The following is a 20587-nucleotide window of genomic DNA, read 5'->3' as shown; positions in this document are numbered from 1 at the left end:
CCCCGTCGCCTCTCAACCAGCGTGCAGGGCAGCGAGCCGCTCGCGTGCCTCGGCGACACGTTGCGGGTCGGCGTCGAGGCCGAGAGAGACACAGCGGACGAAGGCCTGCCGTGCCTCCTCAGGGCGTCCGGCGGACAGCAGGGACTCGCCCAGGCGGATCAGGCAACGAGACAGCATGGCCGTGTTGCGGGCCGCGACGCTGAGGTCGATGGCGGTCTGCAGATGAGCGACGGACTCCTTCCATCGCTCCATGACGCTGTAGGCGAGGCCGATGCCCGCATGCAGGTTGAGCCGGCCCATGGCGGCGATGTGCGGCTCCATGCGGTCGCCCGTCTCGTCCAGGAAGGCAAGCGTGTCCAGGTCGGAGGCGAGGGCTTCCTCGGTCCGGCCCGCACGCAGCAGGATGATGCCGTAACCGGCCTTGCCCTGGAGGGTGCCGTGGAGGTCACCGACTGCCTCGAACAACCGGGCGGCCTCGCGGGAGGCATCGAGAGCCTGCGGGTAGTCGCCGAGCAGTGTGTGGGCCCACGACGTGTAGCTGTGGGCCCATGCCCGCTGGGTCAGGTCGCCGGCCCGCTCGGCCACCTGAAGTGCCTGGGCGGAACGGACCAGACTGTCCCCGGGTCTTCCTTCGCACAACAACAGGGCCCAGGCGTGGTAGTTGAGCTGGGTCGCCTCGACGACGGCGTCTCCCAGGGCCTGTGCGGAACGGACCGCCGTGTCGAACACCTCGGGCCAGTGCCCCCAGAAGATCCACTGGTCGGAGAACCAGTGCAGGGCCTCGGCCACCTCCACCACCGTGGCATGATCACCGGCCGTCGCGGCCGCGCGCAGGGCGCCCAGCCAGTTGGCACCCTCGGCCTGCAGCCACTCACGGGCCCGGTCGGCGCTGGACAGGTCCACCACGCCCTGCCAGCCTTCGGACGGGGCACCGTGGTCGGGCTCGAACCAGCGGCCGGCGATGGTCGCCGTGTCCAGCAGCCAGCGATGCAGTGCCGCACGGGCCAGGGCCGTGTCCTGGACGCTCTCTTCGGCCTCCAGGCGGGTCCGGGCGTACAGCCGCAGCAGGTCATGGAGCCGGTAGCGGTCCTGGTCGGCGCCGAGCAGCCCGGCCTCGACCAGTTCTTCCAGCGTGTCCTCCGCGTCGAACACCTGCTGCCCCGTCAACTGCGCCGCGCACGCGGCGCCGGTGTCGGGGCCCGGCACGAGAGCGAGGCGGCGGAAGAGCCGGGCGGCCACCGGGGTGAGCTGGCGGTACGACAGGTCGAAGGCGGCCGCCACGCGTACGTCACCGGCAGCCAGGGCGTCCAGCCGACGTTCCTCCAGCGCGAGACGGTCGGCCAGCCGGCCCACGGTCCAACCGGTGCGAGTGGCCAGCCAGTTGCCCGCCACCCGCAAGGCCAACGGCAGATGACCACAGCGCCGGGCGACATCGGAGAGAGCGTCCGGGTCGGCGACGGCGCGTTCCGTTCCGACCATCGCGGTCAGGAACTCGGCGGACTCCCGCACACCGAGTTCCCCCAGCGGAAGGCGGTGCACGCTCTCCAAACCGGTGAGCATGCGGCGACTGGTCACCACCACCATGCACGCGCCGCTGCCCGGCAGCAGGGGACGTACCTGGGCCTCGTCGCGGGCGTTGTCCAGCACCAGCAAGTACCGCCGATCGGCCAGCAGTTGGCGATACAACCCGGGATGACCCCCAGGACCGGTCCTGGCGAGGTCCCGGTCGGCCACCTGGAGAGCCCGGAGCACCCCGAGCATCAGTTCGGCCGGCTGCGGCGGGACGTCGTCCATGCCCCGCAGGTCCACCACCAGTTGCCCGTCCGGGAACAGGTCGGCGAACTCCCGCACGGCGTGCAGAGCAAGTGTGGTCTTGCCCGTACCCGGCGCTCCGGACACCGCCACGACCAGCGGAACCCCAGCGCTCCCCTCGCCGGTTCCGCTGCCGCTTCCGCTTGCCCCTCCGTGCCGGGCGGCCGTGCGCCGGGCGAACTCCGCCAGGCGCTCCAACTCCCGCTCCCGGCCCACGAAGTCGTCGATGCCACGCGGCAGGGCCCGTACCCCCACGGGGCTGTATGCCGGGCTGCGTCCGGCGCGTGCGGCCGTCAGCAGTCGCTCGCGCTGCGCGTCACCCAGCCCCAGACCGTCCGCGAGTGCGGCGACGGTCCGCCGCTGCGGAGCCGCCCGCCGTCCCCGCTCCAGGTCCCCGATGCCCCGCACGCTCACGCCCGACGCCTCCGCCAGGCCCTCGATGGTCAGTGACGCGGACATCCGCATGTCCCGCAGCAGCGCCCCGAAGGCCGCCTGCTCGCCGTTCAACTCCGACCCCTTCTGATCACCACGCCCCCGTCCGAACCCCCCGAGCATGATCACCAGAATTCTAAGCGAGCCCCGAGGACCGCCGCCGCGCACAGCGACAAGCGTCGCGTCCCACAGCCGCGCGGCGGACCCGGCTGCGTCACCGGGTCCGCCGCGCTGCACGTCTCTCGCCGCGGGTCTCAGTTCGCTGCCTGATTCACGAGTGCGCCGATCCTTGCCTCGTCGGCCGCGGTCAGCTTCGTCAGGGCGTAGGAGGTCGGCCACATGGCGCCGTCGTCGAGGTTCGCGGTGTCGCTGAAGCCGAGCGTCGCGTACCGCGCGTTGAACTTCTGCGCGCACTGGAAGAAACAGACGACCTTGCCGTCCTTGGTGTACGCGGGCATCCCGTACCAGAGCTTCGGTGCGAGATGCGGTGCGGCGGCCTTGACGACGGCGTGGACGCGCTCCGCCATGGTCCGGTCCGGTTCCTGCATCTCGGCGATCTTCGCGAGGACGGCACTCTCCTCCTGCGCGGCCTTGTCGGCGCGCGACGCGCGCCGCGCGGACGTCCTCAGCTCCTGAGCGCGCTCCTTCATCGCGGATCGCTCCTCGGCCGTGAACCCCTCGGACGTCCCGCTCTTCGTGGTGGTGGTCTTCGCCTGCTTCTGTGCGTTCGTCATCGTCCTGTTCCTTCTGGTGTGAGGTTCGACGGGTGGCTCGACATGGCCGGCGGCCGGGCGGCGACGAAGTCGACGACTTCACCGGTGCGGGCGTGATCAGCCCCAGGCGCCGGCGATCTGCCGGGTCGTGGCGTTGAGACGGTTGAACAGGTTGGTGACGCCGACCATCAGGATGATCGCGGCCAGTTGCTTCTCGTCGAAGTACGTGGCGGCCGTGTCCCAGACCTCGTCGCTCACCGGGTCGGGGCGGTCGGCCAGCCGTGTCGCCGCTTCGGCCAGTTCGAGGGCCGCCCGCTCTTCCGCGGTGAAGTACGGGGTCTCCCGCCACGCGACAACCGTGGCCAGCTGCTCATCGCTGACGCCGGCCTTGCGGGCCGTCTTGGCGCCGCCGTCGACGCAGGCGCTGCAGCCGTTGATCTGGCTGACCCGCAGGTGCACCAGTTCCAGCGTCCGCGCGTCCACCCCACCGGAGTGGACGGCCTTGAGGAGCTGCTGAATGGGCTGCATCGCGTCGGACAGTACGACGGCGGGGTTCTGCATGCGGGACTGCATTGGTTCTGCTCCTTCGTCGGTGCCCCGTTCCGTCGGGGCGTGACTCCATAACAGCCCGGCCGGCCGGACGCGACCACGCCGATGGGACACCGTGGGACAGCTAAAACGCCCTTGACCAGCGGTGACTTGGCCCGGGAGACTTCTGCCGGGGCGGGACGAAAAGCTGGGGGACACGGTGGACGTACAGGAACGCATGGAGAAGGACGATCCGCAGGAGGCGCTGGCCGCCCGGCTGCGCCTGCTCCAGGAGCTGTCCGGGCTCGGTGTACGGGCTCTCGCTCGGGACACCGGACTCAGCTCCTCCTCACTTTCGCGCTATCTCAACGGACAGACCGTGCCGCCCTGGCCCGCGGTCGTCGCCCTCTGCCGCCTCGTCAAGCGCGATCCCCGCCCGCTGCGCCCGCTGTGGGAGCGGATCTCGAACCCCCTGCCGGCGCCCCCGAAGAGCAGCCGTCAGGGCCGGCCGACACCCCGCAACGACCTGCCTCGCGACGCACCCGACTTCACCGGACGCGAGGAACGGCTCGCCGCCGTGTTCGCCGCCGTCGAGAGCCATCGGGCGGTCTCCGTCGACGGCATGGCCGGCGTCGGCAAGACCTGTCTGGCGGTCCACGCCGCGCACCGGCTCGCCGCCGACTTCCCGGACGCCCAGCTGTATGTGGACCTGCACGGGTTCACCGAGGGCCGGCCCCCTCTCGACCCCGATGCGGCGCTGCGGATGCTGCTCTCCGCGCTCGACGTACCGTCCGAGAAGGTCCCGCAGGAAAGTCTCGAGCAGCTGGCCGCCTGCTGGCGGTCGGAACTGGCCCGCCGCAGAGTCGTCTTGGTCATCGACAACGCCGCCGACGCCGATCAGGTTCGCCCCCTGCTGCCCGGGGCCGGCCCCTCCGTCGTTCTGATCACCAGCCGCAACCGGCTCCTCGGCCTGGACGAGGTGCCTCCCGTCTCACTCGACGTGCTGAGCCCGGACGAGAGCGCACAGCTGCTGGCCCGTGCCAGCGGAGACCTCGGCGGCCCCGACAGCAGGCTGGCCCGTGATCCGCAGGCCGCCGCCGAGGTTCTGCGGCTGTGCGGCCATCTGCCACTGGCGCTGCGGCTGGCCGCGGCCCGGCTGCGGCACCGGCCGGGCTGGACCGTGGGTGTCCTCGTCGAGCGGATGGCCGAGGGGGCGAGCGAGTTCGACACCGCGTTCGCGATGTCGGTCCGGCAGCTCGACCGGGCCGGGGCACGGCTGTTCCGGATGCTGGGTCTGCTGCCCGGGGAGTCCTTCGACGAGTACGTGGTGGCGGCGCTGGCCGACGTGCCGCTGCGCAGCGCCCAGGCACTGCTGGAGGACCTCCTCGACGCGCACCTCGTCGAGCAGCCGACGGCCGGCCGCTACCGGCTGCACGACCTCGTGCACCAGCACGCGCGCCGGGCCTCGGCCGAACAGGACCCGGCGGCCGAGCGGGAGCGGGCACTGGGCCGGGTGCTGGACTACTACGTGCACGCGGCGGCCGCCGCCGACGCCGCGATGCCGTTCCTGGCACCGGGCCGGCCGACCTCCGTGGGCCTGCCTCCGGCCGACCTGCCGCGGTTCGCGGACAAGAACGCCGCCTTCGCCTGGCTCGTCACCGAGTACGGGAACCTGATGGCCGTCTTCGAGACGGCGGCCGCCGTCGGGGCCGACCTGCACGTGTGCGAGCTGCCCCGTTTTCTGCGCTCGTACTTTGCGCGCCGCTGCGGCACGACCCATCTCAACTACCTCTTCGAGCGCTCGCTGTCGGCCGCCGAGCGGTTGGACGATCCGCTGCAACTGGCCGAGGCGTACAGCGATCTGGGCTTCGCCCGGTACAACGCGGGCCGTATGACGGAGGCCGAAGCGGCGTACGAGGCGGCCGGACTCCGGGTGGCCCAAGCGGGCGACCTGCGAGCCGAAGCCGAGCTGACCCTGCGCCGCGGCTACCTGGGATGGGACGCGGGACACGTCGAGGAACCGCTCGAACTCTTCCGCCTGGCCGGGAAGTTGTACGAACAAGCCGGTTGTCCGGCGGGCGCGGCCCACGCCGCCGCCTCGGAGGCCTGGGCGATCCTGCAACTGGGACACCGGGAGGAGGCGGCACAGCTGGCGAGGGAGGTGCTGGGCATCCCGCACACCGACCCCGCGTGGCCGCCCGCTCTGACGGCCCGCATCACGCTCGGCGTGGCCATCGCCCACGAGCGGCCCGACGAGGCGGCGGAGCACCTGCACGAGGCTCTGGAGCTGGCCCGGGAGGACGGGCACCTCAACAACCAGGCGTGGTGCCTCAACTGCCGGGGCGTCGCGCTGCGGCAGATGGGCCGGTACGAGGAGGCACTGGCCAGCCACCAGGAGGCGTTCGCCCTCCTCGACGAGGTGTTCGAGGAACACTGGAAGATCCATTTCCTCGACGGTTACGGAGAGACCTGCCGGCTGGCGGGCCTCCCCCAAGAGGCCCTTCGACTGCACCGGCAAGCACTGGAGCTGGCCGCGAGGCTGGGAAACCGGCACGCGGAGGCGCTTGCTCATGAGGGGATCGCCACCGTGCTCGACGCGACGAACCCGTCGGAGGCCGCCGAGCACCGGGCGGCCGGGCAGGCGGTCATGCGGGAACTCACCGCCGCAGCCGACTGACCGGTCCACGGCCCGTGCGTGCGGGCCCGCTTGCCGCCGCCGCGGACGGCGCGGAGGGCGACCGGTCGCCAGGCCTGCACAGCGCCGCGAAGTCGCAGCTCACGCGTGACGGCAATCGTGAAAGCTCATGCGAGAAGTTGCTGTTTTCGAGACGATAAAGTACTTAAACAGGCGACGTGCGTCGATGCACGTGTCTCCGTCCGTGCATGCATGGGCGCCCGCACCACGCACAGGGAGCGACCGAGATGGCGGCACCGCAGGTCAGGTGGAGCGCGCTGCTGGACCTGCTGACCCGCGACGGACGTATCGAGGTCGAGGCCGCCGCGGCCGAACTCTCGGTGTCCGCCGCCACGATCCGGCGGGACCTCGACGAGCTGGCCCGGCAACAGATGGTCACCCGTACCCACGGCGGCGCGGTGATCAACGCGATCGCGTACGACCTCCCACTGCGGTACAAGGCGGCACGCCACGCCCCCGAGAAGGAGCGGATCGCGCACGCGGCGGCCAGTCTGGTCAGGGCCGGTGCGGTGGTGGGCCTCAACGGCGGCACGACGACCACCGAGGTCGCGCGGGCGCTCGCGACGCGCAGCGACCTCGGTTCCGAGGGCGGCGCCGAGCCGTCCCTGACGGTCGTCACCAACGCCCTGAACATCGCAAGCGAGCTGGTCGTCCGCCGCCATGTGAAGCTCGTCGTCACCGGCGGAGTGGCACGACCGGCCTCGTACGAGCTGATCGGGCCGCTGGCCACCGAAGTGATCGCCGAGATCACGCTGGATCACGTCTTCATCGGAGTCGACGCGATCGACGTCGCGCACGGCGCGAGTGCCCATCACGAGGGTGAGGCCGCCATCAACCGGGCGCTGGCGCGGCGTGCTCAGCAGGTTGTCGTGGTCGCCGACTCCTCCAAGCTGGGCAAGCGGACGTTCGCGCGGATCTGCCCGCTGGAGGACGTCCATGTGCTGGTGACCGACAAGGACGCTCCCGACGCCCTGGTCGAGCCGTTCGCCGCCGCCGGAGTGGAGATCGTCCGCGCCTGATCGTCGGCTCGTGGCCGGCACAGGGAGTACGAGCCCTGTACCGGACCGCGAACAGCAACGACACCGCCTTCGGTCAGTCAGGCGCCGCGTCGGCGGTGCGACTCCCTACCCGATGTCGAAGTCGAGATTGGTCACGTACCAGACGTCGTCCATCTTGGTGGAGTGCACCTTGACGTCCAGCTGCTCGGACTTGACCCCGGTGGAGTTGGAGAGGATGACCTTTTCGAGGGTCTGTCCGTCGACGGTGATCTTGTCGGCGGGGATGGCCACCTCGTCGCCCTTGGCCGGGGCCTGGGTGACTTCGACCTTCGGGTCGTCCGTGGGCGGCTTGGGTGTGAACGACGTACGGAACTGCCCGATGCTCTTCTCTATCTGCTTCGCCTCGGGTGTGTCACCGCCGCACGTCGCCTCGTCGCCGTGCCGCGCGGGCGACGAGTCGGTGGCCGCCTCCCCCATCAGAAGGCAGGCCTCCTTCGGCTCACCCTTGATCACCGCGGTAACCCACCCGGCGACCGCTCCTTCGGCCGTGGACTGGTCGGCGGCCGTGCCGTTCGACGACGCGTCCTTCTCCTTCTCGTCCGCCGGCTTGTCCGCGCCGGCCGCGGGCGAGTTGCTCGCCGACGGCTCCTTGTCCGCGCCCGAGTCCGTATCGCTGGAGCATCCCGTGAGGCCGAAGACCGCCACTGCCAGCGCGCCCCCTGCGACCCGGCCGATGCTCTTCCTGCTGTGACTCACTAACACCGTTCCCGGAGTCCTTCCATAGACATCCATGCGCGTGATGACACTTCGAGGCGTCCCGCGTCGAAGTGCCGCTTCGACCTTGGAGACGGGAGGGACCACGGAACGGTTCCTTGCGAAGCGAACGTGCGTGTGAATCCATCAATTACCGTACGAGTAGCGGTAGTTGTGGCTTTTCGACGTGCTTGCCCCGTGGTCAGCCGGTGCTGCCGCGCCGCAGGAGTTCGCGTGCCTTCTTCAGCGCGCTGTCGTGGCCCTGTGAGAGTTCCTCCTCGGTGAAGACCGGGGTGCGGTGGTGCGGTGGGATGCCCGGGCCGTCGAAGGTGGTGCCCTCGGCCGTCCGGAACTCCTCGTTGGGCAGGCTGAAGGTCCAGCCGTTCGGCAGCGCCCGTTCCAGGGTGTCGGAGAAGACGCCCTGGGTGTTCTGTCCGATCCGCACTGGTGCCGGGGTGCGTGCCATCAGCGCCTGGGTGAAGGTCTCGGCCGCGCTGACCGACAGCGGGCCGGTGAGGACGGCGACCGGTCCGTCGAAGCGCGGCCCGTGGTGCGGACGTACGGTGCTGGGCTGCCCCTGGGTGAACCGGGTCGGGTCCGTGGGGTCGTTGCGGGCGTACTTGGAGTACGCGGTGTACGGACGGTCCGTCAGCCGTGCGGCGACGCGCAGGCCCAGCGGGTCGGCCCCGCCGCCGTTCACCCGTACGTCCAGGACGAGACCGGTCAGACTCCTCCACGGGATGCTGGCGAGTGCGGCCTCCAGTTCCGCCTCCCACTTCGCGTACGACGCCTCGGCCGTGTACCCCACGAAGCGGGTGATGCGCAGGTAGCCGGTGCCCTCCGGGAGCCGGGCGAACGACAGCGCCCCGCTCGCGTACTGCCGCAGCGGCACACCGACGGCCCGGCCGACCGCCGTGTCGATCCGGGCCAGGTCCTCGGGGCTGTGCGGTGGGGTGTCGGGGCGCAGTCCGCCGTACTCCCGCTCCTTTCCGTCGGACAGGCCGGTGTGCGCGTCGTGGAGGGGCTCGATCATCTCCCGCAGGACGGCGAAGAGTTCGTCGTCGCCGGTGTCCTTGCCGAGGCGCGGCCGGAAGCGGTCGCGGACCTTTTCCCAGTCGACGTGCTTGGCCGCGAAGAAGGGGTAGTTCTCGGCGTAGGTCTGCCAGAAGACGTCGAAGACCGCCCGTGGATCGGCGGTCGGCTTCTTCGCACACGCGGTGGGGAGCGCGGCGATGCGGTGCAGGATGCGGGTTCCGGTGCTGGAGGCGATGTGCAGACGTGCGCTGCCGCTCTTCCGTGGAGTGACCGTGACGCGGACCGCTCCCCCGTGGACGAGGAAGCGGCGGCTGCCGTCCGGACCGGTGCGCCCTTGCTGTTCTCCCTTCAGACTGCCCGGCAGACAGCTGACCGCCGTGGTGTCGTACGTCGTCATGCGGCGCCCGCTCACGGTGACCGCGGTGCCGTAACCATCCATCTGCCACAGCCCTTCCACCGACGCGTCGGTCCTCCCTGCGGAGGTACCGCTCGCGGGCGCGGCGAGCCCGGTCAGGGTGAGCACGGCGGACGCCGTGACGGCGGCGGACAGGATGATGCGTGAGTGCATGGTCGTTCGGCCCCCTGCTTGTATGGGTCGTACCTGCGCGGCTGCGGTGGAAGCGCGGGTCACACACACGGTCCTGCCCCCGTCCCGCCGCCCTGCCGTTCCAGGATGTCGGCGGCGTGGCGTCCGTCGCGATGGGGCGGGCTGCCGGGCCGGTGGTGGGGTCAGCCCCCGCACACGACACGGTCGGGGCCGGCGTGGCGTCCGGGCGCAGGGTGAGGGGTACGCGCCGTCCCGGAAGTCGACGAAGGCGCCGGGCCTCGAAGGGCCCGGCGCCTCAGGTGCCGTTGGTGCGGGTGGGTCAGCGCGTGACTGTCCCGATACGGTCGAGGCGTTCGTTGACGCCGTTGCGCAGTTCTTCGAGCGTCGTGCCGGGCGGGGCCACCTTCGGCGTCACGGACGGCGGCTGGGCCTCGTCGGCGCAGGTCGTGCCCGAGGCGGGGGTCTTCAGGTCCACCAGGTAGGCCGTCACGGCGTCCGTCGCGCAGGCACTGCGGCCGAAGGCGGTGTGCCCCTCGGCCTTGAACGTGAGCAGCCTGCCGTTCTGGAGCTGACGGGTCAGGGCCACCGCGTCCTGGTAGGGGGTGTCCGGGTCGCCGGTGGTGCCGACGACGAGGATGGGCGCCGAGCCCTTCGCACGGAAGGAACCGTCGTAGCGGCTGACCCGCTCGACGGGCCACTGGGTGCAGGCCGTGGCGTGCTGGTGGTCGTAGGTCGGCGGTCCGAAGGCCATCGCCGGGCCGAGCAGCGGCGCCGCCTCGGCGAAGGACTTGACGTTCCGCTCGAGCCGGCGCGGGTCGCGCGGGTAGTCCTTGTCCACGCACTCGACGACCACGTTCGGGCCCAGGAAGTCGAAGCTGGCCGGGGACGGCGGCCGGAGCAGGAAGGAGGTGGTGTCGCGCTGCTGCGCCTTGCGCAGGGCCTCGCCGAACGAGGGCCAGATGACCTTGCCCGAGTTGATGTTGAACATCAGGCGGTAGACGAGGGTGTAGCCGTTCGCCTGGCCGCCGTTGGCGGTCGGCACGGGGTTGGCGTCCAGATCGCGCTTGAGCTTCTCGAACGCGGCCCGGGGGTCACCGTCACCGAACCCGCAGGTGGCCTGGTCGGCCTTGCACCAGTCGAGGAAGCGGCTCATCGCGCCGTCCAGGGCCAGGTACTGGGACTTGTCGTAGGCGTACGGCTGGTTGGCGTAGTGCTCCGGGTCGTACGCGCCGTCGAGCGCCAGGGCACGCACCCGCTTCGGGAACATGGCGGCGTAGACGGTACCGATGTACGAGCCGAACGACCGGCCGTAGTAGGTCAGTTGGTTCTCGCCCAGCGCCTGGCGCAGCAGGTCGATGTCGCGGGCGACGTACTCGGTGCCCACGTACGGCAGCAGGTCGCCCGAGTTGTCCAGACAGGCCTGGTTGAACTCCGCGGCCTCGCGCACGGCCGGGCCGAACGCCTCCGGGCCCGGGGCGCCCTTGGCGTCGGTGACGGCCTTGGTGTACCGCTGGTCGTCGAAGCACTGGAGCGGTGAGCTGCGTCCGACGCCGCGGACGTCGTAGCCGAAGACGTCGAACGAGTCGCGCAGGGCGGCCGGCAGGTCCGCGTAGTTGCCGCGGACGAAGTCCACGCCGGAGTTGCCGGGGCCGCCGGGCTGCAGGAAGAGGGTGCCCTTGCGCTTCGTCTGGTCCGCGGCCTTCTTGCGGATCACCGCCAGGGTGATGGTGCGGCCCTGCGGGTCACGGTAGTCGAGCGGCACGTCGGCGTTCGCGCACTCGAAGCCGCCCTGGCAGTCGGACCAGGCGAGCGAGGGCACCGGCGGAGCTTCCTCCCGCGAAGCCGCCGGGTTCGCCCGGGACGCGCCGGTCGTCTGGACCGCCATCGCCTGGGAACCTGTCCCGGCGACGACGAGAGCGGTCAGCGCGGCTCCGACGATCCTCAGACGCGTAAGGCCTCCGCGCGCCGGCGAACCGGACCGGCGCCCGAACCGGCGCGTCGGTCTGTTGCCCTGGTCGGGCGAGTCATGTTGTGACGTTGTCACTGAGTGTTTTCCCCTCAGGCTGATGTGCCGCCAAGAACTCACTGGTCAAGGTGAGTCGAGGAATGTTTAGCTCACCCGGCATGCAAATGACAAAAACCGGGGTGGGTCGTGACGGTCCGCGGATGATGCCGCGGCACGGGTTCTCCGTCGGTACCGGTACCGGTCCTGGGGGTCTGCCGTCTGCCGTCGGCGGTCGGGTCAGCAGCAGGTGCAGCCCGCAGCGCAACCACAGGTGTCCGCTTCGACGTGGACAGGTGCGTGGCCGACGGATGGGACGCAGCAGCCCTTGCCCTGCCACGCGTCGCGCCCCTCCTTGGCGGCGATGGCGGCGATGACGAGAGCGGCGATCGGATCGGCCCAGGACCAGCCGAACAGCAGGTTGGCGAGCAGGCCGATGAGGAGGACCGCGGAGAGGTAGGTGCAGAGCAGGGTCTGCTTGGAGTCGGCGACGGCGGAGGCCGAGCCGAGTTCACGCCCGGCCCTTCGTTGGGCGGCGGACAGGAAGGGCATCACGGCCAGCGAGAGAGCGGCGAGGACGATGCCGGTCACCGACTGCCCGGCTTCACCGGCACCGCCCGTCAGCGCGCGTACCGAGTCAATGGTGACGTAGAGCGCGAGGGCGAAGAAGGAGACGGCGATGATCCGCAGCGTCCGCTTCTCCCGGGCTTCGCGCACCGCGTGCTCACCGGCTGAGAACTGCCAGGCGACCGCCGCGGCGGAGGAGACCTCGATCACGGAGTCGAGGCCGAAGCCGACCAGCGCGGTGGAGGAGGCGATGGTTCCCGCGGTGATGGCAACGATCGCCTCGACGACGTTGTAGGTGATGGTCACTGCGACCAACAGGCGTATGCGTCGGGTCAGTTCGTCACGGCGGGCCGGGCTGGGGCCGAGGGATGTCGCGGCCACTCAGCAGCACCCCTTCTCCCCGGCGTCGGGGCAGTTGCGGTCCGCGTCCACGGCGACCACCGCGTTGCGCAAGTCGTCCAGAGCGTGTCCGAGCCGCTCGTCAGCGAGCTCGTAGCGGGTGCGTCGGCCGTCGGGGACGGTGACGACCAGTCCACAGTCACGCAGACACGCGAGGTGGTTGGACAGCCGGGTGCGGGAGATCTGCAGGGTGTCCGCGAGGGCGGCGGGATACGCCGGGGCCTCGCTCAGGGCGAGAAGGATGCGGCAGCGGATCGGGTCGGCGAGCGCGCGGCCGAACCGCGCCAGCACCTCGATGTCGGCAGCGAGAGTCAGCACGGCACGAGAGTACATCGAATCCTGAATTCACGAAATCGTGAACCCTCAGGTGCGACGTCAGTGAGCATCCGGCCCGGCCCGGTGGCGCGCAGGTCGCGGCCGGTCGACACCCGTGCTCTCAGGACGTGCAGCGACAACAGCGAAGGAGGGTAAATCTGCGGCTGCGCGCATATGGACCGCGCCGTGCCCGGGGCCGATCCGAAGTGCGCCGCTCGGGGCCGCCCGCCGAGGTGCACGGCTGCGGCCCCGGTTTCGGTCTCACCTTCCTTCACCCCGGGCGCCCGGTCCGGTGCGCGAGAAGCGGCAGATGACGCCGGGCGGGAGTCCGGGCACCTTCCGCTCCGCCGTCACCTGAATCCCGACCGTCGTCTTCATCCCGACCGTCGCCCGAATCCCGCTCGCGTCCCGGCGGTCAGCCGCCGAGGGCGGCCGTCACCACGTCCTTGGCCTCTTCCTGGACCCGCCGCAGGTGGTCGGGCCCCTGGAACGACTCGGCGTAGATCTTGTAGACGTCCTCGGTGCCCGAAGGGCGGGCAGCGAACCAGGCGTTCTCGGTGGTCACCTTGATGCCCCCGATGGCCGCGCCGTTGCCGGGGGCCTCGGTGAGGACACCGGTGACCGCCTCGCCGGCCAGCGTGTCCGCGGTGACCTGCGCGGGCGAGAGCTTGGCGAGCAGCGCCTTCTCCTCGCGGGTCGCCGGGGCGTCGATGCGGGCATAGGCGGGATCGCCGAAGCGTGTGGTCAGGGCCGCGTAGTGCTCGGAGGGCGTCTTCCCGGTGACGGCGGTGATCTCGGAGGCGAGCAGCGCCAGGATGATGCCGTCCTTGTCGGTGGTCCACACCGAGCCGTCGTGACGCAGGAAGGAAGCGCCTGCCGATTCCTCGCCGCCGAAGCCGAGCGAGCCGTCGACCAGCCCGTCCACGAACCACTTGAAGCCGACGGGCACCTCGACGAGGCGCCGGCCGAGGTCGGCGGCGACACGGTCGATCATGGAGGACGACACCAGTGTCTTGCCGATGCCCGTGTGGGAGGACCACTGCTCGCGGTGCGCGTACAGGTAGGCGATGGCGGCGGCCAGGTAGTGGTTGGGGTTCATCAGACCCCCGTCCGGGGTGACGATGCCGTGCCGGTCGGCGTCGGCGTCATTGCCCGTGGCGATCTGGAAGCGGTCGCGCTGCTCGATGAGGGAGGCCATCGCGTACGGCGACGAGCAGTCCATGCGGATCTTGCCGTCCCAGTCCAGCGTCATGAAACGCCAGGTGGGGTCGGCGAGCGGGTTGACCACGGTCAGGTCGAGCCGGTGCTCCTCGGCGATCCGGCCCCAGTAGGCGACGGAGGCCCCGCCGAGCGGGTCGGCGCCGATGCGCACGCCGGCGGATCGGATGGCGTCCAGGTCCAGGACGGCGGGCAGGTCGGCGACATAGCTTCCGAGGAAGTCGTGACGGCCGGTGCCAGGGGCGTTGAGGGCCCGGGCGTGGGGGATGCGGCGTACGTCCTTGAGTCCCGCCGCGATGATCTCGTTGGCGCGGTCCTGGATCCAGGAGGTCGCATCGGAGCCGGCGGGACCGCCGTTGGGCGGGTTGTACTTGAAGCCGCCGTCCGCGGGCGGATTGTGCGACGGGGTGACGACCACCCCGTCCGCCAGGCCGGTCGTGCGGCCGCGGTTGTGGGCGAGGATGGCGTGCGAGACGGCCGGGGTGGGCGTGTAACCGTCGGCGGCATCGATGAGCACGCTCACGTCGTTGGCGGCGAACACCTCCAGCGCGGTGACGCGGGCGGGTTCGGACAGGGCGTGGGTGTCGGCGCCGAGGAAGAGGGGCCCGTCGGTGCCCTGCCCGCTGCGGTACTCGCAGATCGCCTGGCTGGTCGCGGCGATGTGGTCCTCGTTGAACGCCGTGTTCAGGGACGATCCCCGGTGCCCTGACGTCCCGAACGCCACGCGCTGCGCCGGATCGGCCGGGTCGGGGTGCAGCGAGTAGTACGCGGTGACAAGCCGCGCGATGTCGACGAGGTCTTCCGGATCGGCTGGCCGACCCGCTCGTTCATGCTGCATGTCCGTTCCTCCGCATGGCTCGGTCCGACGCTCAACACCCCATCTTTCCTCGTCGTGGCGCAGACATGCGAGGGACCTCGGCGCTCGGGGCCGGCGGACCGGCCCCGAGCCGGGTGACGGCGTGCGCCGGACCAGAGCGGCCTGCTGCGTTCGGTCGACCAGGCGGATGACGCCGCCGCTGGTGAGCGTGAGGTCGTCGGCGAGCCGGCGCTGCGAGACCCGGCTGTTCCCGCGGACGCGGCGCCCGTCGGCTGCACGCACCACCTTCCCGGCTCAGTGGTCAGGCCACGGAGCAGTTCGCCGCGTTGAGGGTGAAAGCGGTGGGACTTGGGTTCGTCGTCCCGCTGGAAGCCGTGAAGCCGAGGGTGACCGAGCCCGCCGCGGGGATCGCCGCCGTGTACGACACGGAGGTCACGGTGGCCTCGGCTCCGCTCTGCGCCGCCGTTCCACCCCAGAGGTTGCTGATGCGCTGGCTGTCGGGGAAGGTCCAGCGCAGCGTCCAGCCGTTGATCGCCGAGGTGCCGGTGTTGCGGATCACGATCTCGCCCTGGAAGCCGCCGGCCCACTGGCTCGTCACCTTGTACCCGATGCCGCAGGACGCCGGGGAGCCGCCGGAGGACGTCGTGACCGTCACCGTGCCGGAGCGCGGCGATCGGTTGCCGGCGGCGTCGCGGGCGTAGACGGCCCAGGTGTAGGCCGTCGCCGGTGCGAGTCCGGTGAGGGTGACGGAGGTGCCGGTCGTGGAGGTCACGACGGTCTCCGTGCCGCCGGTCCGCACCACGTCATAGCCCGTGACCCCGGTCGTGTCGGTGGCGGCCGCCCAGGTCAGCCTGGCCGACGACGAGGTCACGTCCGAGGCGGTCGGTGTTCCCGGAGCGGTCGGGGGTGTGGTGTCCCCTCCGCCGCCGCCGGAGTAGACCGCGGCCTCCTTGGAAGTGGCGGCGATGCCGTTCGCGCCGTCGAAGAGGCGCCGCCCCCAACTGGTGAGCTGGTTGGGGTCGAAGCCGGTGACCATGTCCAGGTATCCGACATCGCTGCTGTTGCCGCTCCACGACCAGCCGAGATAGCCGAGGCCCAACTGCTGCGTGGTGGCCAGGATGGCATCCTCGTCAGGATTTCCGTCGGAGTGGTCGTGACCGAACTCGCCCACCACGATGGGGAGTTTCGCGGCGACGAACCGGTTCAGGTAGTCGTTGACCTTCGCGGCCGTGTTGAAGACGCCGTACATGTGGACGGAGAAGACCGTGTTGCGGTCCGGGTCGGCGGCGAACACCGAGGCCGCGTTGTCCCGCATGGTGAACGCCCAGTCCTGGCCCCAGTTGGGCGCGTCCACCATGAGCGTGTGGTTGAACCCGCCGTTGCGCAGCTTCTGGATGGCGGCCTTGGTGTCGGCCGTCCACGCCGCGTAGTTGGAGTTTCCGTACGGCTCGTTGCCGATGTTGACGATGACGTGGTTCTCCTGGCCGGTCAGGGCACTCTTCACGCTGATCCAGTAGTCGGCCGCGCGGGCGAGGGTGGCCGCGCCGCTCTGCTCGCCGTAGCCCGTGGTGTCGTGGACCTCCAGCACGCAGATGAGCCGGTTCTGCTTGCACTGGGAGACGACGTTCGCCACGTCGGCGGTGTCGTTGCGGGTCCAGCGGTCACCGCTGGCGAGCACCACACGGACGGTGTTGGCCCCCTTGGCCTTGATGTGGGCGAAGGAGCTGATGCGGTCCGGGTACCAGGTGTGGGCGTGGTTGACGCCCCGCATCACGAAGTCGTTCCCGGAGGCCTCCAGCAGGCGGCCGTTCTGGACGCGGAAGCCGGTGGGCGCGGCCTGGGCCGGGGTGCTGAGGCCGAGCAGGGGGACGAGGAGGCCCAGCAGGGCGGCCACCACGGCTGCCACGCGCAAGTTGGTGCGGGTGCGGGTGCGGGATCTCATGGCGACTCCAGGAGGTGGGGGGTGCCGAAGCGTTCAGGAGGCCGTGGCCCGCGCCGTGCAGGTGACGGTGGCCGCGGGGGCGCCGGCCGAGGCGGGGCTCGTGGCGATGTAGCCGAAGGTGGCGCTCGCGCCGGGGGCCAGGGTGGCGTTCCACGCCGCGTTGGTGACGGTGGCCCTGCCGTCGGCGGCCGTGGTGAGGCTGCCGTTCCAGACCTGGGTGAGGCGTACGCCCTCGGGCGGTACGACGGTCGCGGTCCAGCCCGAGACACGGGAGGCGGAGGCGTTGGTCACCGTCACCTCGCCCTGGTGACCACCCTGCCAGGACGAGACGGCCCGGAAGGTGGCCACGCAGGCAGGGTCCTCGCCACCCGGGTCACCCGGGTCGCCGGGCCCACTCTGGTCGAGAGCAGCGGTCAGGGCCGGGTACCAGCGGGCGGCGATCTTCTCGTCACCGGTGGCGGAGGGGTGCACGCCGTCGTAGGTGTCGGCGGCTGTGCTGAAGCCGGTCCACTGGTCGACGACTGTCACGGGAGAGCGGCTCGTGTTCGTCGCCCGGGCCCAGTCGGGGATCCGTGCGTTGAAGTCGACGACCCGCTGGGTGCAGCCGGTGCAGTTGGTGGGGTTCATCGGGATGAGCTGCGCGACGAGGATCTTCATGTCCGGTTTGGACGCCCGCATCTGCTGCACCAGTGTGGTGTAGGCGGCGAGGATGCGGTCGGGCGCGATGCTGCTCCACACATCGTTTGTGCCGAAGTGCATGACAACGATGTCCGGACGCGTCGCCGAGAGCCGGGCGGGGAGCAGGTTCTGATCCGCCACATTGGTCACCAACTCGCCGCCGTGGCCTTCGTTGTCGCCGTCGTGCGCCTGGGCGCAGCCCTGATGACCGAGGGTGCCCACGAAGTCGGTGTTCGTGTAGCCGGTGCTCTGTAGCCGGTTCCACAACAGGGCCCGCCAGCAGCCCGGCGAGCCGGTGATCGAGTCACCCAGCGGCATGACGCGTACAGGGGCCGCCGCGGAGGCCGATGCGGCAGGCGGTGCGAGTGCCACGCCGAGAGCCAGCAGAAGTGCGGCCAGAAGGATACGTAAGGACGACACGTGCCGGGTGCTGCGCATGATGATCCCTTCTCGAGTAGGTGGGAGCGCTCCCATAACATCAGGCCAGCTTGTCAGTAGCACGTCAAGAGTGGGTCGAGGGCTTTCTGGAACTCCCAGGTCAACGGCGTGTTCTGGGCAAGGAAATCCGGTACGCCGCCTCGTCTGCTGCGATCGCACGCAGGACTACTCAACTCCGTATGCCGGTCCCGGGTCCCGAACGCGCTCGTCGGTCGCCGTGCACGACAAGCACTTGCCCTTGCTCCCCGGCTCGACCAGTAGCGCCTTGTCTCCCCCGTGGCAAGCCCGAGCCACTCGAAGGTGTGGCAGATCAGTCTGCTGCTGAACGCGCCGGGTTCCGCTGCCGTACTGTCAGATGCCTGCCATATGGAGCCAATGCTTGGCAGCAGGCCGGATCTGGGGAGAGGACGGCACCGAGGTGATATCGGAAACCGCCTGGAGCGAGCGCGGACTGTGCAGGAGTGCCGAGCCGGAAGAGCTGTTCGTCGAGGGCGCCGCGCAGAATCGCGCGAAGATCGTGTGCAACGGCTGCGTCGTACGCACGGAATGCCTGGCCTACGCTCTGGACAACCGTATCGAGCACGGCGTCTGGGGCGGGACGACCGAGCGCGAGCGTCGCGCACTCCTGCGCCGCCGTCCGACCGTGACGTCGTGGCATCGCCTTCTGGAAACCGCCCGCCTTGAGCACGAGCAGCAGGCCCGCGCTGCTATCGAGGCCAGTGGTGCGGCCCGGGTGCTGCACGAGGCCTGCTGACCTGTGGTCACGACCGCCTGGCCTTGCGGCCAGGCGGTGTCCTCTCCTTGGCGCGACGTAACGCCCACGCACCCGGTCGACGCATTCATTCCCGCAGGTCGGCCGTACTCTCCGGCGGGCGGCGACGCGCTCTTCCCTGAAGGTGTCCGAACAGGCGATCAAGGAAGTCCACGACACCGGCCGGCGCGATCTCGTCGTCCGGTTCGGAGGCAGTCCCGGCCCCCGCGACAGGCGTGGCTCGGAGCCGATTCCCTATCCTCGTGGTCGCCGTCCGCCTCGGTCTCATGGCCCGGAGGCAACTCGCCCCTTTGCTCGTAGTGACCACCGTGCCGATGACGCTGCTCGGCCGCTACGAAGCGCCGAGCTGCCTCACGTACCGGGAACGCTTCGCACTCCACGTCGCCCAAGCCCGCCCGCCCCGCATCGTGACGCAGGGCGGGTCCACACGCTCGTCCACACCCATTTCGCACCCGCCGTCGCCCCGGGGCAGCCGTCGGCCACTCCGTCAGTCCGTCAGGACCGTGCTCGGACAACTGACAAGTACCCCACGAACACCACCCGTCGAGCCCGTCCTGTAACGCTTTCCCCGTGCCTGACCAAGTAGGAGTGACAGCACGACCGACGACGAGAGGTGCGCACCTTGGAACCGGACAGGACAAGCCGGGGCGGTCCGCCGGGAGGAATGTACGATCCCGCGGCGTTCGAGATCTTCTATCGCCGCCATGTCGACGCCGTCACACGGTTCATGGCCCGGCGGGTCACCGATCCGCACACCGTCGCGGATCTGACCGCCGAGACCTTTCTCTCCGTGATCGACTCGGCCCGTGCCTATCGACCCGAGCTCGGGACCGAGACGGCCTGGCTGTACGGCATCGCACGCAACGTGGTGGCGGCGGAGGCCCGGCGAAGTGCGCGCCAGAACATGCTCGGCAGCCGTGTCGCCGGCCGACGGCTGCTGGACGGCGACGACATCGACCGGCTGGAGGAGAAGCTCGACGCCGAGCAGGCGGGCCGTCGAGCCCTGGCCGCCCTCGACGGCCTTGCCGACGGTGAGCGCGCGGTGATCGAACTCGTCGCCGTCGACCAGCTCACCGTCGCCGAGGCCGCCGAGGCGCTGGGGATACGCCGGGTCACCGCCCGGGTGCGGCTGCACAGGGCACGCAGGGCACTGCGCCCCGCGGCCGCCGACGCGGGGAGCACCGGCCGGGAACCGGCTGCCTCCCGCACGTCCGCCGTGTCCCGCACCTCAGGGTCGACGGCACCGTCGACGCCCGATCAGGCAGGCCTCACCTACGCAGGGGGAGAAGCATGAGCACCAAGACCTTCGAAGACCGTCTCCTGGACGAGCTCAAGCACGAGATCACCCTCAGGGCCGACGAGCGGCCTGAGCCCGCACCCCGCCGCAGGGTCACTCCGCGGCGTGCCCTCGTCACCGTCGCCGCGTGCGCCGTCGCGGCAGGTGCGGCGGTCGCCCTGCCGTCAGCGACGGGCGGATCCTCGGCCTACGCCATCGAGCGAAACCCGGACGGCAGCGTCACACTCACCATGAGCGAATCCGTGACGAGCACGGACCAGCAGGAGAAGCTGGCCGAGCACCTGCGCGCCGAAGGCATCCACGTGATCATCGGCAAATCCGGGGACGGATTCACCTGCTCGAAGTCGCACACCAAGGGCCTGCTCCCGAAGGAGCTGTATCTTCCGCACGGCAAAGGGAAGGTGAAGGTCACGTTCCGCCCCGGAGACTCCCTGGCCCTGGAGAATCCGACGCCGCCGAAGGACGGGGTGGGTTCTGTCGTGACCTTGAGGATGTTCAACGGGAAGATCCCGCCCTGCAAAGAGGTGCGCTTCAAGGTGCCCGCAGAGCTCCGGTAGCGGTCGCGCAGCCCCGCTCCCGCAGGAGCCACAACTTCCGTACAACCAGGCCCCTAGTGCGCGCATCTGACT

Annotated in this window: 16 protein-coding genes; 5 read left to right on the top strand and 11 right to left on the bottom strand. The window is 70.5% G+C overall.

Annotated elements, in window-relative coordinates:
• Window positions 1-12: 12 nt before the first annotated feature.
• The 3 genes from KUF83_RS06800 to KUF83_RS06790 form a co-directional block, all read right to left on the bottom strand.
• Window positions 13-2319, bottom strand: coding sequence for a helix-turn-helix domain-containing protein (locus tag KUF83_RS06800; RefSeq protein WP_217453648.1), 2307 nt, complete (start codon window positions 2317-2319; stop codon window positions 13-15).
• 179 nt (window positions 2320-2498) lie between these two features.
• Window positions 2499-2978 carry an iron chaperone gene (locus KUF83_RS06795; protein ID WP_217453647.1) on the bottom strand — a complete coding sequence of 160 codons (480 nt, stop codon included), beginning with the start codon at window positions 2976-2978 and terminating at the stop codon, window positions 2499-2501.
• A gap of 96 nt (window positions 2979-3074) precedes the next feature.
• The gene (locus KUF83_RS06790) at window positions 3075-3530 is read right to left on the bottom strand and encodes a carboxymuconolactone decarboxylase family protein (RefSeq protein ID WP_217453646.1); all 456 of its coding nucleotides are present in this window, start codon (window positions 3528-3530) and stop codon (window positions 3075-3077) included.
• Between the two features lie 193 nt (window positions 3531-3723).
• Here KUF83_RS06790 and KUF83_RS06785 point away from each other — a divergent pair, with 193 nt between their 5' ends.
• Together KUF83_RS06785 and KUF83_RS06780 are read left to right on the top strand one after the other, a co-directional pair.
• Entirely contained in the window at window positions 3724-6162 is a 2439-nt protein-coding gene (locus KUF83_RS06785; RefSeq protein WP_217453645.1) for a tetratricopeptide repeat protein, read from the top strand.
• 245 nt (window positions 6163-6407) lie between these two features.
• The gene (locus KUF83_RS06780; RefSeq protein WP_217453644.1) at window positions 6408-7199 is read left to right on the top strand and encodes a DeoR/GlpR family DNA-binding transcription regulator; all 792 of its coding nucleotides are present in this window, start codon (window positions 6408-6410) and stop codon (window positions 7197-7199) included.
• Between the two features lie 105 nt (window positions 7200-7304).
• Here KUF83_RS06780 and KUF83_RS06775 read toward each other — a convergent pair whose 3' ends face one another.
• The 8 genes from KUF83_RS06775 to KUF83_RS06740 form a co-directional block, all read right to left on the bottom strand.
• On the bottom strand, window positions 7305-7934 hold the full coding sequence (locus KUF83_RS06775; protein WP_217453643.1) for a hypothetical protein: 630 nt from the start codon (window positions 7932-7934) through the stop codon (window positions 7305-7307).
• 199 nt (window positions 7935-8133) lie between these two features.
• Window positions 8134-9534 carry a S41 family peptidase gene (locus KUF83_RS06770; RefSeq protein WP_217453642.1) on the bottom strand — a complete coding sequence of 467 codons (1401 nt, stop codon included), beginning with the start codon at window positions 9532-9534 and terminating at the stop codon, window positions 8134-8136.
• A gap of 298 nt (window positions 9535-9832) precedes the next feature.
• Entirely contained in the window at window positions 9833-11398 is a 1566-nt protein-coding gene (locus KUF83_RS06765; protein ID WP_254643467.1) for an alpha/beta hydrolase, read from the bottom strand.
• A gap of 357 nt (window positions 11399-11755) precedes the next feature.
• The gene (locus KUF83_RS06760) at window positions 11756-12463 is read right to left on the bottom strand and encodes a cation transporter (protein WP_217453641.1); all 708 of its coding nucleotides are present in this window, start codon (window positions 12461-12463) and stop codon (window positions 11756-11758) included.
• Entirely contained in the window at window positions 12464-12799 is a 336-nt protein-coding gene (locus KUF83_RS06755; protein WP_217453640.1) for a helix-turn-helix transcriptional regulator, read from the bottom strand.
• A gap of 412 nt (window positions 12800-13211) precedes the next feature.
• Window positions 13212-14852, bottom strand: a complete 1641-nt coding sequence (gene pgm / locus KUF83_RS06750) for a phosphoglucomutase (alpha-D-glucose-1,6-bisphosphate-dependent) (protein WP_217453639.1) — start codon at window positions 14850-14852, stop codon at window positions 13212-13214.
• Between the two features lie 280 nt (window positions 14853-15132).
• Window positions 15133-16773, bottom strand: a complete 1641-nt coding sequence (locus KUF83_RS06745) for a cellulase family glycosylhydrolase (protein ID WP_217453638.1) — start codon at window positions 16771-16773, stop codon at window positions 15133-15135.
• A gap of 33 nt (window positions 16774-16806) precedes the next feature.
• Window positions 16807-17889, bottom strand: a complete 1083-nt coding sequence (locus KUF83_RS06740) for a GDSL-type esterase/lipase family protein (RefSeq protein ID WP_217453637.1) — start codon at window positions 17887-17889, stop codon at window positions 16807-16809.
• A 379-nt stretch (window positions 17890-18268) separates the two neighbouring features.
• Between KUF83_RS06740 and KUF83_RS06735 the strand changes: the two genes are divergently transcribed.
• From KUF83_RS06735 to KUF83_RS06725, 3 genes are all read left to right on the top strand, one after another.
• Complete coding sequence (locus tag KUF83_RS06735) at window positions 18269-18643, top strand: WhiB family transcriptional regulator (protein ID WP_302828499.1); 375 nt, start codon at window positions 18269-18271, stop codon at window positions 18641-18643.
• Window positions 18644-19325: 682 nt separating this feature from the next.
• Window positions 19326-19955 (top strand): RNA polymerase sigma factor, encoded by a 630-nt coding sequence (locus tag KUF83_RS06730; protein ID WP_217453635.1) that lies wholly within the window; start codon window positions 19326-19328, stop codon window positions 19953-19955.
• Window positions 19952-20515 (top strand): hypothetical protein, encoded by a 564-nt coding sequence (locus KUF83_RS06725; protein ID WP_217453634.1) that lies wholly within the window; start codon window positions 19952-19954, stop codon window positions 20513-20515. Before KUF83_RS06730 ends, KUF83_RS06725 begins: the two co-directional genes overlap by 4 nt.
• Window positions 20516-20587: the final 72 nt, after the last annotated feature.

It is taken from the genome of Streptomyces sp. BV286 (genome assembly GCF_019090165.1).
Lineage (GTDB): Bacteria > Actinomycetota > Actinomycetes > Streptomycetales > Streptomycetaceae > Streptomyces.
This window is presented reverse-complemented; position numbering and strand designations above follow the sequence as displayed.